Here is a 14583-nt window from a genome sequence, read left to right as displayed (position 1 = left end):
ATATTTTGCACTTCCCATTTGCAAAAAAATGGGATATGATAGAAACAATAGGCATAAAATTGGTATAACTACCGTGCTTTTGAGTTTGTGATAAATCAGGGGGAATCATTTTTTGCGGAATGTTTTATTAGACTTGCTCGACCAAATGCTCGAACTGGTATATGTTTCCGATGTAGAAACATACGAACTTTTGTATATCAACTCGGCGGGCAAGAAAAAATTTGGGATCGACAGCCTTCATGGAAAAAAATGCTATCAAGTGTTGCAGGGGCTGGATGCACCGTGCTCTTTTTGTACCAACGATAAATTATGTGAGGAAAGCGTTTATACGTGGGAATTCACCAATCAGATGGTTGGCAGGCATTATCTTTTGAAGGATAAACTTGTCGATTGGAACGGTCGGAAGGCGCGTATAGAGATTGCCACCGATATCACCGAAAACCAGCAGGAAAAGGTTGCGCTGAAAAATGCGCTGCAGGCCGAAATGGTGATACAGGAATGTGTACGCCGCCTGTACGAGACGGAAAACTTAAGCGAAGCGATAGACTTTGTGTTGGGCAAAATCGGCAGTTTTCTTATGGCAAGCAGGGCGTATGTATTCGAGATCCGCGGGGATAAGATGTACAATACGTATGAATGGTGTGCGCCGGGCATCACGCCGGAGATGGGAAAGCTACAGGAGCTGGATATTTCAGTCATCGACCGCTGGCGAGTTTATTTTGATGAGTGTGAATGCGTCGTGGTGGAAGATTTAGAAGATATAAAGGAGGTCAATCGAGAGGAATACGACATCCTTTCCATGCAAGGTATCACCAGCCTTGTGACCGCGCCGCTTGAGCAGGATGGAAAGCTAATCGGCTACTTTGGCGTAGACAATCCGCCCACTGAGAAAATACGCAACATCGTACCGCTGTTCCACACGCTGCGTTATTTTCTGATGTCTACCATCCGCAGGATCGAGGACGAACGCTTGCTAACAAGGCTGAGCTTTGAGGATATGCTTACGGGTTTTTATAACCGCAACCGTTACATGCAGGACCTGGTGGCGTTCAACAACGAAGAGAAAATAGGAATCGCTTATGTTGACGTCAATGGGCTCAAAAATTTGAACGACGAGTTCGGGCACTCCTATGGGGACAAAGTGCTTGTCGAATGTGCGCGTAACATCGAGCAGGTGTTTGGTACGGGCGATTTTTACCGGATCGGCGGGGATGAATTTATCGTTATTTGCCGTGGCGTTTCAAAGGAACACTTTTACGAAAACATCCGTGAGCTCAAGAATCAATTTGCGTCCAGCGAAAGTTGCCAGGCGGCGATCGGCTACCAATGGGCGGAAAAAGCAGGGGATGTACAGCGGCTGATCTATACTGCGGACGCGATGATGTACGAGGATAAAAAGCAGTTCTACCGCAAGACGCTGTCAAGCGACCGCTACCGCCACTATAACGACGACGTGCTGGGGCTCACAAAGCCAGCCGTACTGAAGGGCATGATCGACGAGGGACGCTTCAAGGTGTATTTGCAGCCCAAGGTCTCATTTGCGGATCGTTCTCTTATTGGCGCAGAGGCGCTGGTACGCTATCAGGTGGACAAGGATGTAGTGCTCGCTCCCGGACAATTTCTGCCGGTGCTCGAGGATGCAAAGGTCATCGGGCAGCTTGATTTTTATGTGTTCGAATATACCTGCTCAAAAATCGCGGAATGGCTTAAAAAAGGCAAAAAGATCGTGCCCATCTCCGTCAATTTTTCGCGCTATACACTGGTGGGAAAAGACTTTTTGAATCGCCTTAAAAATATATGTGATAAGCATGGTATTGATAAAGAGTTGGTGGAGATCGAGATCACCGAAAGCGTAAAAGGCACGGAAGGCATCGACATGATCCGACTGATCGACAAGATCAAGGAGGAAGGCTTTGTCATTTCCATCGACGATTTCGGCGTGAATTACGCAAATCTTTCGCTGTTCACATCCATCGATTTCGACGTACTGAAGATCGACAAAAGCCTCGCGGAGAACATCCAGCACAACCGTAAGGCGCAGATGGTTATCGAATCGATTGCGGGCATATGCCGCAAAATGGATATCCGCATGGTGGTCGAGGGCGTAGAGACAGAGGATCAGTTCAACATACTGAATATGATCGGCTGCGAACAGGCACAGGGCTATCTGTTCAGCCGTCCGATGCCCATGGAAGAATACGAGGCAAAGTACATTTAACAATAATTACAGGAAATAAAAAAGGCTGCCGCAGGCAGCCTTTTTTGATGTTTAAAAAATTATGCTTTCTTTTGATCAGGCGATTTTTTGAGGGCAAAAGCCATCAAAATAAGACCTAAGAACGCGCCAGCCGCCGCGATAAGGAACGCAGGCGTCATCAAATTAATGTCCTGCGCGGCAATGTCCTTGAAATAACCGGCAATGTAGGAAGAAATGATCGCACCCGCGCCAAAGCCAAGCAGCACAAGTCCATAGTTGGTCGCCATGTTTTTCGGCCCGAACAGGTCTGCGGTGAGCGCCGGGAAGGTACCCAATATGCCGCCATAGAAAAAGCCGATAATGCCGATGATCGCGTATACCCAATATCCTGCGGCAAACCCGACGCACAAAGAGGCGACGCCCGCTCCGGTAAGAATGATGAACATCGTCAGCCGTCTGCCTATCTTATCGGAGATCGTGCCCCAGAAAAGCCTGCCCATCGAATTGCATACAGAGATCACAAGTACGCCGATCGTCGCTGTCTCGGCCAGTCCCTTTGCAGTGGCGATGGGTTTTGCAAAGCCGATCATCATCAGTCCACCCATGCAGGCAAACATCATCGTAAAGGTGATCAGATAAAAGCGCCTATTCTTCAGTACCTGTTTGGGGCTAAGGTTCGTGACAGGCGCAGCTGCTACTTTCTTCTGACCTGCCAATGCGTAGTCCTTTGGCGGCATTTTTAAAAAGAGGCCACCTACCGTGCATACGACGAGGAAAATAATACTGAGCACCATGAAGGTTTTCAGCTCGCCCACCTCAACGCCACCAAAGCTCTTGATTAGGTTTTCAATGATAGGTGTAAAAATAACACCGCCGAACCCAAGCGCAGAAACAATCAGCCCGGAAACGAGACCTTTTTTGTCGGGGAACCACATTTGTGCGCAGGAGATCGTTGTCGAATAAGAAAAGCCCATACCGAGTCCGCCCATGATGCCGTACGTCAGCCACAATAGATAGGGGGTCTGCGGCGTCACAAAAGACGCAAGGAAAAATCCTGCACTCAGGATGATTCCGCCCGTGATGACGACAGCGCGTATGGAAAATTTTTCCGCGAGCTTACCGCCCGCGACACTGCCTAAGGTCAGTGTGGCAAGCAGGAGGGAGAAGGTCAGGCTTGCAAGAGCATTGTTCCCACCAAAGATCGTATTGGCGATCCCCGTCTGGAAGATACTCCACAAATATGCGATGCCCAGGCAAAGCTGTATCGCAATAGCGGCAATCAATGGAACGAGTCGGTTGGTTGTCTTCATAGATACCTCATTGTTCATTAAATTTTTTAGGCGAAACATATATTACTTTATCGAAAAATAAAAGGATATGCAAGCATTATCATGAAATTTAGCGATATGCGAAAGCAATTTAATGAATTGGCTTTTATATGACCTAAAAGGTATGATTTCGCTTGATTTACAAATTCGTTTTATCTGCCTTTTGTGGATCGCGCCATTCTTTCCTGCGGAATTTATAGATGAGCAGGGGCACGGCGGTCAGTACGATCATGCCGATCAGGATGAACAGCACATAGCTGGTGCTCGAGGCTGTGTCTGTGCGCAGCGAGGCAGGCGGGATAAAGCTGGTAAAAATGACAAAGGCCACGCCCACGAGACCAATGATGGAAAAGATCCACATACCGGGCATACCACCGGGGATTTTGAACGAATATGAATCACGCGGATGTCTGCGGCGGAAAATGATGCCGGACAAAAGGATAAGGATATATACGATGCAATACAGCACGACCGCCATTGTAAGGATGGTATTGAATACGCCATTCGTGCCGGGGATAAACACAAAAATCAGCGCAACGCCTGTGACGATCACAGCCTGCAGTATCATGATCGGTACGGGGATGTCATGCTTGTTAACCTTTTGCAGCGCACGTGGCAGGTTTCCTGCGTTTGCACACCGCAGCATACTGCGCGACGGCCCGGAAGTCCATGCAGATATTTCCGTTATACAGGAAAGCGCGATCATAACGGCGATCGCTGTTGTTACCCAGCCAACGCCCCAACCGTCAAACATCACAGAAAAAACCTGCGCAGGATCGGCAAGCGCAATGCCTGACTGCTTCACGATCGCGTCGGTCACAATTCCGGCGTACGTAAAGAGGATAGCGACGAGACTCGTTGCCAGGATGATCGCACGCGGATAATTTTTACGCGGGTTGTCGATGCGGTTGGCAAAGCTCGAAGCCTGCTCCATACCCGCAAACAAAAAGATAATGCCCGAAAGACGGGATAACGTATCAAAGTCAGAAGCATTGGGGACAATCTGTGAAAGCGGGGGAGGTGTAAGCGCGCCCGGGTCTTTTGTAACGGCAAAGACCGTCCCGCACACAAGAAGGATCACCAGCGGCACAAAAAGGCCGAAGATCGTGCCGTACGTGCTGATGGCGGTAATAGGAACGCCCTTTATAATCAGCAGCGTAATAAGCCAGAACACACCGATCACGACGATGCCGATAAATATGTTGTTGCTGATGAGCTCTTTTGCGCCGAACATGGTGGCAAGCATATCGGCAAAAGCCGCGCCCACGGTGACCATACCAAAGCACATCTGTATCCACACCAGCCAAGCGGCGACAAAACCCCAGCGCGGGGAAAGCGCTTTACTGATCCACACAGGCAGGCCGCCGTCAACGGGCATCGCGGTCGCGAGCTCCGCCGAAACAAAAGAAACGGGAACCACAAACATAACGATCGCAAATACCATAAAAGAAATGACTTCCCATCCTGCATAAGCAATGTTGGGTATGCGCCGTATGGAAGCAAAAAAAGCCATCGTCAGAAACATCAATTGCATAAAACCGATCTTTTTCATATTCCTGTTCCTTTTGTTGTGTATTTATATTACCGCGGTTTGACCCATTATTGATAAACCGAAACGTGAGTTTTATGCAAAAAAAGAATCGTGTTTTTTGCATAAAACCAAAAAAGCGGGGTATAAGTAGCATATAGCCAAATTATATGGGGGTATAAAATGGAATACAGTGGAAAAGGATATGCGGAGACCACGCATATCGTGATGTCTGAAAACATCAACCAGCTCGGAAATCTGCACGGCGGTACGCTTATGCAGTGGGTAGATATCATCGGCGCTGTCGCGGCGACGCGGCACTGCCGCAGCATTGTGACAACGGCAGTTCTTGACAGCATGGATTTTAAGCATCCGGTGCCTCTCGGTGGCATCGTCACCTTAAAGGCGTGCGTGACGTGGACGGGCAACACCTCCCTCGAAGTACGTGTCGATGTATATAGCGAACGGTGCAATACGGATAAAAAGACGCGCACCAATACGGCATACATGGTGTTTGTAGCGCTTGGCTACGACGGGAAACCGAAAGCGGTACCTCACTTTGTTCCAAAAACGGAAAACGAGCAAAAAGAATATGCCCGCGCACAGCAGCGCAGGGAAGAAAGATTGCGTAAAAAGGACGTAAACGACGGATAACACTGCGGAAGCAACTCCGTGGCAAAGTGTTCACTTGGGATTTTGTTCACAAATGAGGAACATAATTTCATACATGTTTTGTTTATTCCAAAACGTTCCGGTGGTATAGACTTTAAGCGTTTTTATCACTATCATGAAGTTATTCAGGGAACAATTTCATGAAAAACAGCATCGCAGTAGTAACAAATGTCAACCAACCGAACACTGCTTCGGTACGATAAACAATTCACTTTTTCAAGGAGGATGCTAATTATGGCTCGTATCAAAGATTTTGTAGACACCACAGATTTTACAAAGAAAGAATTAATGGAGATCATCGATCTGGGGATCGCGATCAAAAAGTGCATCAAGCTGGGGTACTATCCGCAGCTGATGAAGAATAAGGTACTGGGGATGATCTTTGAACAGTCCTCCACACGTACGCGCGTTTCGTTCGAGACGGCAATGGCGCAGATGGGCGGACACGCACAGTACTTAGCGCCCGGACAGATTCAGATGGGCAAGCACGAATCCGTGAGCGATACGGTGCGTGTACTGTCGCGTTTGGTAGACATCCTGATGGCGCGTGTAGAACGCCACCAGACGATCGTCGAAATGGCAAAGGGCGCTTCCATTCCGGTCATCAACGGCATGAGCGATTACAACCATCCGACGCAGGAAATGGGTGACGCCATCACCATGAAAGAGCACCTGCCGTCAGGTAAAAAGATGGAAGACTGCAAGGTCGTGTTCGTCGGTGACGCAACGCAGGTGTGCGCATCCCTCGCGATGCTCACCACAAAGCTCGGCATGAAATTCGTACAGTTCGGGCCAAAGGGTTTCCAGCTCAAAGAAAACTTCCAGAAAATTTGCGAAGAAAACTGTAAGGTCTCGGGCGGCTCGTTCCTGCTGACAGAGGACGAGGACGAAGCGATCAAGGACGCTGATTTCATTTATACGGACGTTTGGTACGGTCTCTACGAAGCAGAGCTTTCCGAAGAAGAACGTATGCGTATTTTCTATCCGAAATACCAGGTAGACGCAGCTATGATCAAAAAAGCGGCTCCTACCGTAAAATTCATGCATTGCCTGCCCGCGTCGCGCGGGGAGGAAGTGACGGACGAGGTCATCGACGCGCCGTACTCCATCGTGATTGACGAGGCGGAAAACCGCCTGAGTGCAATGCGCTCGCTTCTCGTATACTTCATGTATCCGGAAGCGCCGGTAGACATCGTAGGCAGGGACGCATCCAAAGCAGGTCTCGAAGCCTATATGAAAGAAATCAAACTGATCTGAAACATCCATTCTTGAAAAATACGGAAAGCGGCACGCGCCCAAAACGGGCGCGGCCTTCCCGTGTTATGTATTCATGTAAACGCCGGGAATTTTTGGGTATTATCCATTCATAGCTCCTTCTTCCCCCGGCAAAAACAAACGCGCAGAGTGCGCAACTAAAAGGAGGGATAGGTAGATGATGGCAACAAAGAAAAAATTCAAACTTTTTGACGCGGTGCTGGCGGCGGTATGTATCGTACTCGTCGTAGAAGCAGTAGCGCCAGCAGCGGCGATCGGCCCTTGGCAGTATATCTGGTGGGCGATCATGCTAGTGGCGTTCTTCCTGCCGTATGGCATGATCTCGGCAGAGCTCGGGACGACGTACGACGACGAAGGCGGTCTGTACGACTGGGTCAAGCGTGCATTCGGACGCAAAAACGGTTCGCGCGTCGCATGGTATTATTGGGTAAACTTCCCGCTGTGGATGGCTTCACTCGCAGTTCTGTTCACCGACATCCTGATGGTCGCGGCAGGCATTGAGGTCAACTGGGTGTTGGCACTCATCATACAGCTGGTGTTTATCTGGGTAGTTGTCCTAATCAGCAATTACCGCGTCAGCCAGAGCAAATGGCTCATCAACATTGGAACGATCGTCAAAGTTATATTGATCGTTGCGATGGGTGGCCTGGGGATATACGGCGCGGTCGTGAACGGTTTTGCAAACGCCGGTTCCTTAGCAGACATTTCGCCTTTGATGGGCATTTCGTTCATATCAATTATATTGTTTAACTTCATGGGCTTTGAGGTCGTGGCGACATTCGCAGGCGATATGCAAAACCCCAAAAAGGAGATTCCCAAGGCGATCGTTGTCGGCGGTATCCTGATTGCGGTGTTCTATCTGTTTGGCGCGTTCGGCGTAAGCGCGGCGATTCCGTATAATGAGCTTTCGGTAGACAGCGGTCTGATGGACGCGGCAGGCATCCTGCTTGCAGGTGCGCCGGGCATCATATTGACGATCATTGGTATCCTGTTCATGTTCTCGCTCATTGCTAACCTTGCTTCATGGTCGTTTGGCGTAAACTATGTTGCGATGTACGCGGCACGCGATCATGCAATGCCTAAGGCTTTTGAGAAAGAGAACAAACACGAGGTTCCTTCAAGCGCAAATATTATCAACGGTGTGGTAGCAACGGTCATTGTGATTATTGCGACGATCATTGGGCAGGTCAGTCCAGATGCGATTGATTCGTTCTGGACGCTGTTCGCCCTGAATGTCGTCACGTTGCTCGCTTCTTATCTGTTTATGTTCCCGGCGTTCCAAAAACTGCGGAAGAAAGATGTGGATAGGGAGCGCCCCTACAAAGTGCCGGGTAAAAAGGGTTTGATCGGCATCATGACATGGGTACCGTTTGCACTGCTCCTTCTGGCGATTGTATTCCTGCTGTTCCCCTACAATGCAGATACAGGGATGCTCGAGCCTGACGTGATCCTGATCATCGGTGTCGTAATCTCCATCGTACTGGGCGAAGTGATCGCTGCTGTTACGACGAAAAAGGCACCCAAAGAAATCGAAGAAAAACAATAGCAAAGAAAGGTTGTGTTCACAATGAAAAACTATACTTCTAAACCAAAGGCTGACGGGTTCCGGATGCCGGGCGAATTTGAGCATCACGACGCCTGCTGGATCATCTGGCCGCAACGGCCGGACAACTGGCGTATGGGCGGTAAGCCTGCGCAAAAGGTGTTCGTCGAGGTCGCGAAGGCAATCAATAAATTTGAGCCTGTCACAATGCTGGTGAACGAAGACCAGTACGAGAACGCGCGCGGCATGCTGCCAGAAGATATCCGCGTGATCGAAATGTCCAACAATGACTCATGGATCCGCGACTGCGGCGCAACGTTCGTTGTAAACGACGCAGGTGAAGTGCGCGGCGTAGACTGGTCGTTTAATGCGTGGGGCGGCCTTGTAGACGGGCTTTACTTCCCATGGGACAAGGACGATGAAGTAGCGGCCAAAATGTGCGACATCGAACGCAAAGGGCGTTACCGCTTAGATGATTTCGTATTAGAGGGCGGCAGCATCCATTCGGACGGCGACGGTACTGTCATGGTGACAGAGGAATGTCTGCTGTCAGAAGGCCGTAATCCCGACCTGACAAAAGAAGAAATTACGGAAGTCCTGTGTGACTATCTCGGGGCAGATAAAGTTATCTGGCTGAAAAACGGTATCTATCTCGACGAGACAAACGGTCATGTAGACAACATCTGCTGCTTCGTGAAGCCGGGCAAGGTATTGCTTGCGTGGACGGATGACGAAAGCGATCCGCAGTATGCGATCAGCAAAGAAAATCTGGATATCCTCGAGAACACGACGGACGCAAAGGGCAGAAAGCTCGAGATCGTCAAGATGTACGTTCCTTCGCCTATTACAATTACAAAGGCGGAAGAAGAGGGCGTAGACGCTGTAGACGGTACGCTCCCGCGTCTTGAGGGAGACCGCCTCGCGGCCTCTTATGTAAACTTCTATATCGCCAACGGTGGTATCGTAGTTCCGGGCTTTGACGACCCGAACGACGCGAAAGCAGTGGCTACACTTAAGGATTGCTTCCCGGGTCGCGAGATCGTACAGCTTCCCGCCCGCGAGATTCTTCTCGGCGGCGGCAATGTGCATTGTATCACGCAGCAACAACCCTCCGGTAAGAAATAACCCAGTTTACCCTCTTGCGCGGGGTGGCCTCCGCGCAACCTTATAACGAACTGCGCAGGAAAGGCGGGACGCAAGCGTCCCGCCCGTCCAGCGCAAAATCCATTGGGAGAAACAGCACATAAAAACAACAGAACGGATAAATTTGATCCGCGTGTTTGTTTCCTACCCTCAAAAAAGTATTTCAGACACAAAAATTGTTTATACAATATCCAACGGAAAGATCGTACACGAAGGATAAAGGAAGGAAAAAGCAATGTGCAGAATGGTGATCGCGCTCGGGGGCAATGCGCTTGGTAATACGCCCGAAGAGCAAATGGAAAAAGTGAAGTTTGCGGCGAAGTCGATTGTCCCGCTGATCCTCGCGGGCAACGATATCATCGTATGTCACGGAAACGGGCCGCAGGTCGGGATGATCAACCTGGCGTTTGAAAAAGGGTTTGAAGGGGGCTATACGCCCATGATGCCGCTTGCGGAATGCACGGCAATGAGCCAGGGGTATATCGGTTATCATTTGCAGCAGTCGATCGTTGCGGAACTTGTAAAAAACGGCGATCACAATACGCCTGTCATTACGATGCTTACGCAGGTCATTGTCGATGAAAACGATCCGGCATTCAAAAATCCAACCAAGCCAATCGGTGCGTTCTACGACGAGCAGACAGCAAAAAAACTGATGGCCGAAACGGGCTGCAAATATGTAGAGGATGCAGGGCGTGGCTGGCGCAGGGTGGTTGCTTCACCCAAGCCGGTCAGCATTTACGAATGCATGACGCTCGATACGCTGATCAGCGCGCGCGAGGTCATTATCGCGGGCGGCGGTGGCGGTATTCCTGTCATCCATACGGAGGACGGCTACAAAGGCGTAGCAGCGGTCGTGGATAAGGATTTTGCGGCTGAAAAACTGGCGGAGCTGGTACATGCAGAATATTTGTTTATCTTAACAGCGGTCGACCGCGTGTGTGTTAACTTCAGTAAGCCGGATCAAAAAGAGATCGTACGCATGACGCCTGTGGAAGCAGAGGGATACATGCAGCAAGGACAATTCGCGCCGGGCAGCATGCTGCCCAAGGTGCAGGCTGCCTGCGAATTTGCAAACAGTAAGGCAGGGCGTAAGGCGATCATCGGATCACTGGAGAAAGCACCGCTTGCTATTGAGGGCAAAAGCGGTACGCTGATACAAGCAGATTAAAGATGTCTACCGACATCCCCAAAAAAACAGGACGTATCCCTCGGGATACGTCCTGTTTTTTATCAAGGTTCCTATGCGCCGCAGATACGCACATAGCTATCTTCAATCTCAGGGGGGATATCCACATGCTCCATGAATCCTGCGCCCCTCGGGCCATATCCGCTTTCGTCGTCACGCAGGCGCGGGATCTCCCGCAGCAAAAATTCGTGGAAGCGTTTCTCAGACCACAGTCCGTTTTTACTGCCGCAATCCATGCCCGCATAGGGGATGAAGGGCGCATAGCTTACAAGCGGTACAGCGGGTGCTAAATATTTGAGCATCGTATAGTGGCTGCGCAGCTGCATGAAAGGGTCTTGCATAAGCATTGCGCTTTTCACAGAAATACCGCCCTGCTCTAAAAGCGCAAGTGAAAAACGCGCGTTTTCACCTGAATTGGTAGATTTCCCTTCGCATAATACGATTGACGCATCCATGCCGTATTGCCCAGTTGCGATCTGTGTCATGATCTCCGCTTCACTCAGGCCGGCGTAGTCCCCACCGAACAGCTTTTGCGCCGTGTTTGCAAGGTTTTGCGTGGAATGGCCGATCCCGCCGCTGAACACAACATTTCGGCATAGTCCCGCCGCCGTGGCCTGTGCTGCGCGTTCGACAACAGGGATCACCTCGCACCCAAACACAAACAACACGTCCACGCGGGGAGAGCCCGTTTTTTCTTGAAGGGCGGCGGGTGTGAGTTCCGGAATATCGCGCAGCGCCAAAAAGCGGGACAGGGTATTGATATCATTTGTCAGGGCAGGATCATACATGGAAAGTTCCTCCGTTGTTTTTTCCTATTATACCATGCGTATATAAAGGTTTGAAGGGCGGCGTATGTTATGATATACTCGGTTAGGAATCTAACGAAGAGGGTATTGGAATGCTTGCATCATTTGCAGACGTGAGCGTCGCATACGGCGACGTGGAAATATTGAAGAATATAGCGGCGAACTTAAACGCCGGAGATAAGATTGGCCTGATCGGCGCAAACGGCGCGGGAAAGACCACGCTTCTCAATACGCTTGTAAAGCGTATTTTGCCGGAAGAAGGCAGCGTGATCCATAAATCAGGACTGTCGATTGGCTATCTGGAGCAAAACAGCGGGCTTGACGGCGGCAATACGATCATTGCCGAAATGCGCGAGGTGTTCCATGAGGCGCTTGCCGCCAAGGAGGACATGCGCAGGCTAGAAGGTGAAATGCACGTCCATCCGGACGACAAAGCGATCCAGCATGACTATGCACGTGCACAAGCGCTTTTTGAGGCAAAAGACGGCTACCAGATCGAGGTCAATATCAAGAAGATATTAAATGGTATGGGCTTTTCGGACAAGGCCTATGAAACAACGATCGCGACGCTTTCGGGCGGGGAGAAAACGCGCCTTGCCATTGCCAAGCTGTTGCTGATGGACCCTGACCTGCTGATCTTAGACGAACCGACCAACCATCTTGATTTTAAGACGCTGATGTGGCTGGAGGAATATTTGCGCGGCTATAAGGGCGCGGTACTCATCGTATCGCATGACCGGTATTTTCTGGATAAACTTGCGCAAAAGATATGGGAGCTAGAGGACGGGGAACTGACCGAATATACGGGCAACTATACGCAGTATAAGCAATTAAAGGCCGAATATGTCTCTTTTCAGCTAAAGGAATACGAAAAACAGTCGCGACAGATCGCGCACATGGAAGACTATGTCGCGCGGAATTTAGCGCGCGCTTCCACTGCCAAAAGCGCGCAAAGCCGTGTCAAAAAGCTGAGCAGCTTAGAGCGCATCTCCAAGCCGCGCACACAGGTAAGCGCACCCCATTTTTCCTTTGGGTTTTCGGTGCGGCCGGTAAACGACGTATTGACGGTAAACGATTTGACGCTCGCCGTGGGCGAGGAGCAGAAGGTATTGGCGCGCGACATCAGTATGGAACTGAAGCGCGGACAAAAAGCGGCGGTCATCGGCGACAACGGAACGGGGAAATCCACGCTGATCAAGCTGCTCATGCAGCACGCAAACAAGCCGGCTGACGTGCACATTGCTTTCGGCAAGAACACAGTCGTAGGTTATTATGATCAGGAAAATAAGAACATGACGCCTACAAAGACGGTGTTGAGCGAGATATGGGACGCTTTTCCGTCGCTGCTTGAATACGGTGCTCGCTCCATGCTTGGGCGCGTATTGCTGACGGGAGAGAACGTTTTCAAACGCGTAGGGGATCTGTCGGGAGGCGAACGCGCCAAAGTGGGTCTTGCGCTTCTTATGTGCGGAGACTATAATGTCCTCTTGCTTGACGAGCCGACCAATCATCTTGACCTGCCCGCCCGCGAGGCGCTGGAGCAGGCATTGAAGGAATACGAAGGGACATTGTTGTTTGTGTCGCATGACAGGTATTTTATCAATGCGCTGGCGGGGAAGGTTTACGAGATCGCTGACTGCAGGGTAAACGCGTTTGAAGGGACGTTTGACGAATACCAGAGCGCAAAAGAGGAGATGATGGCACGACAGGATACGCCGCAAGCACAAGCACAATCCAAACCGAAAGAGGATGCGGCAGTGAGCCCCAAGCAACGGCGGGCGCAGGAAGCAAAGCGGCGGCAGGAGCTGGGTACGCTGGAAAAAGGATTGAAGGAACTGGAGGCAGAGGAGCAGCGACTGCAAAAAGAGATCGACGACAACCCGGCGGATTATGAATTGCTCAATCAAAATTGTGCGCAGTTAGAAGAAATCAAAGCGCGCTATGAGACGCTGCTGGAGCAATGGATAGAGCTTGATGGAGAAAATGAGAATTAATGGTTGACAGCGTTGCAGCAATCGTGTATTATAATAATAGTTAGCGATGGCTAATGAACAAGGAAAGGGCTAAGCCCTCTTCTTTTTAGAGACGAGTTAGCTAGCGCTAACTTAATGAATGAGGAAGGATGTTCGATGGGGACACACAGGGATTTTGAAAAGATATTGGCGCGGCATTGCGCACCTACGCTCGCAGGGAAAAAACCGGCAAGCCTTGTCGCGTTCAGCAAAAACAAAATAGATGCTGAAAAATGGCTCTATTGGTACACGCAGGGCATGCAAAAGCGCGGCGTACATTTCTTTGAACTGTGTGACTGCGAAGACCGTAAGCTTGTACTAATCTACTCGGAACGGCTTCTGAAAAAGATATTGCGTAAGCCAAACGTACGCGCCTATCTGCTGGGCTGCGGCTATCAGCAAGCTTCCCTTCATGCGATGCTCAAGCGGCTTGCGCTGCGCGTACAGCAAAGCGGAGACTTTCCGCATGAGATCGGCCTGTTCTTAGGATATCCATTAAGCGATGTGCTTGGGTTTATCCGTCATGGCGGCAAAAATTATAAGCTGTCGGGCCCGTGGAAGGTGTATGCGGGCAAAAAGAAAGCGCAAAGGCTGTTTGAAAGCTATCGCGCGTGCACAGATGCGTTTGACGATCTGATCGAAAATGGTAAAACGATCATGTGCTACTAAATTTGTTACCTCCCCTAATTTTTTAGGATGTTCATAACAAACGCAAAAACCCCGGCCGCATACCTCCGGGGTTTTTGCATGGAATGAAATTTACTTTATTCTGTTGCGACTTGCGAAAGGATATATTATAATAGAATGTACTGTGAAAAGGAAAAAGGTGAAATCAGTTTGAAAATTTTCAACTCAATGACAGGGGAAAAGGAAGAGCTAAACCCACTCGT

Annotated in this window: 11 protein-coding genes; 8 read left to right on the top strand and 3 right to left on the bottom strand. The window is 50.0% G+C overall.

Annotated features, from left to right (window positions below; translation table 11 throughout):
- Window positions 1-112 precede the first annotated feature (112 nt).
- Window positions 113-2218 (top strand): bifunctional diguanylate cyclase/phosphodiesterase, encoded by a 2106-nt coding sequence (locus VB081_RS10865; protein ID WP_323400834.1) that lies wholly within the window; start codon window positions 113-115, stop codon window positions 2216-2218.
- 59 nt (window positions 2219-2277) lie between these two features.
- On the opposite strand, the gene VB081_RS10860 is transcribed toward VB081_RS10865, so the two are convergent.
- Window positions 2278-3507 carry an L-lactate MFS transporter gene (locus VB081_RS10860; protein ID WP_323400833.1) on the bottom strand — a complete coding sequence of 410 codons (1230 nt, stop codon included), beginning with the start codon at window positions 3505-3507 and terminating at the stop codon, window positions 2278-2280.
- A 157-nt stretch (window positions 3508-3664) separates the two neighbouring features.
- Window positions 3665-5077 carry an amino acid permease gene (locus VB081_RS10855; RefSeq protein WP_323400832.1) on the bottom strand — a complete coding sequence of 471 codons (1413 nt, stop codon included), beginning with the start codon at window positions 5075-5077 and terminating at the stop codon, window positions 3665-3667.
- A 159-nt stretch (window positions 5078-5236) separates the two neighbouring features.
- Between VB081_RS10855 and VB081_RS10850 the strand changes: the two genes are divergently transcribed.
- The 5 genes from VB081_RS10850 to arcC all read left to right on the top strand — a co-directional run bounded on the left by VB081_RS10850 (window position 5237) and on the right by arcC (window position 10857).
- Window positions 5237-5707, top strand: a complete 471-nt coding sequence (locus VB081_RS10850) for an acyl-CoA thioesterase (RefSeq protein WP_323400831.1) — start codon at window positions 5237-5239, stop codon at window positions 5705-5707.
- A gap of 252 nt (window positions 5708-5959) precedes the next feature.
- Window positions 5960-6982 (top strand): putrescine carbamoyltransferase, encoded by a 1023-nt coding sequence (gene ptcA / locus VB081_RS10845; RefSeq protein WP_323400830.1) that lies wholly within the window; start codon window positions 5960-5962, stop codon window positions 6980-6982.
- 178 nt (window positions 6983-7160) lie between these two features.
- Window positions 7161-8546 (top strand): APC family permease, encoded by a 1386-nt coding sequence (locus VB081_RS10840; RefSeq protein ID WP_442872719.1) that lies wholly within the window; start codon window positions 7161-7163, stop codon window positions 8544-8546.
- A 21-nt stretch (window positions 8547-8567) separates the two neighbouring features.
- Entirely contained in the window at window positions 8568-9668 is a 1101-nt protein-coding gene (gene aguA / locus VB081_RS10835; protein WP_323400828.1) for an agmatine deiminase, read from the top strand.
- 253 nt (window positions 9669-9921) lie between these two features.
- Window positions 9922-10857: a carbamate kinase gene (gene arcC / locus VB081_RS10830; protein ID WP_323400827.1), complete on the top strand. Its 936-nt coding sequence runs from the start codon at window positions 9922-9924 to the stop codon at window positions 10855-10857.
- Between the two features lie 71 nt (window positions 10858-10928).
- On the opposite strand, the gene VB081_RS10825 is transcribed toward arcC, so the two are convergent.
- A complete protein-coding gene (locus VB081_RS10825) occupies window positions 10929-11663 on the bottom strand; it encodes a YdcF family protein (protein WP_323400826.1) in 735 nt (244 codons plus the stop codon).
- A 110-nt stretch (window positions 11664-11773) separates the two neighbouring features.
- Between VB081_RS10825 and abc-f the strand changes: the two genes are divergently transcribed.
- The gene (gene abc-f, locus VB081_RS10820; protein ID WP_323400825.1) at window positions 11774-13675 is read left to right on the top strand and encodes a ribosomal protection-like ABC-F family protein; all 1902 of its coding nucleotides are present in this window, start codon (window positions 11774-11776) and stop codon (window positions 13673-13675) included.
- A gap of 135 nt (window positions 13676-13810) precedes the next feature.
- Window positions 13811-14362 (top strand): DUF3793 family protein, encoded by a 552-nt coding sequence (locus tag VB081_RS10815; RefSeq protein WP_323400824.1) that lies wholly within the window; start codon window positions 13811-13813, stop codon window positions 14360-14362.
- The last annotated feature ends 221 nt before the right edge of the window (window positions 14363-14583 follow it).

This window comes from Christensenella sp. (assembly GCF_034927525.1).
In the GTDB taxonomy this organism is placed as follows: Bacteria; Bacillota; Clostridia; order Christensenellales; family Christensenellaceae; genus Christensenella.
This window is presented reverse-complemented; position numbering and strand designations above follow the sequence as displayed.

Excerpts from the sequence above, each read along its gene's own strand:
- VB081_RS10860 (WP_323400833.1), bottom strand. The coding sequence starts at position 3,507 with ATGAAGACAACCAACCGACTCGTTCCATTGATTGCCGCTATTGCGATA.
- VB081_RS10855 (WP_323400832.1), bottom strand. The coding sequence starts at position 5,077 with ATGAAAAAGATCGGTTTTATGCAATTGATGTTTCTGACGATGGCTTTT.
- VB081_RS10850 (WP_323400831.1), top strand. The coding sequence starts at position 5,237 with ATGGAATACAGTGGAAAAGGATATGCGGAGACCACGCATATCGTGATG.
- ptcA (WP_323400830.1), top strand. The coding sequence starts at position 5,960 with ATGGCTCGTATCAAAGATTTTGTAGACACCACAGATTTTACAAAGAAA.
- VB081_RS10840 (WP_442872719.1), top strand. The coding sequence starts at position 7,161 with ATGGCAACAAAGAAAAAATTCAAACTTTTTGACGCGGTGCTGGCGGCG.
- aguA (WP_323400828.1), top strand. The coding sequence starts at position 8,568 with ATGAAAAACTATACTTCTAAACCAAAGGCTGACGGGTTCCGGATGCCG.
- arcC (WP_323400827.1), top strand. The coding sequence starts at position 9,922 with ATGTGCAGAATGGTGATCGCGCTCGGGGGCAATGCGCTTGGTAATACG.
- VB081_RS10825 (WP_323400826.1), bottom strand. The coding sequence starts at position 11,663 with ATGTATGATCCTGCCCTGACAAATGATATCAATACCCTGTCCCGCTTT.
- abc-f (WP_323400825.1), top strand. The coding sequence starts at position 11,774 with ATGCTTGCATCATTTGCAGACGTGAGCGTCGCATACGGCGACGTGGAA.
- VB081_RS10815 (WP_323400824.1), top strand. The coding sequence starts at position 13,811 with ATGGGGACACACAGGGATTTTGAAAAGATATTGGCGCGGCATTGCGCA.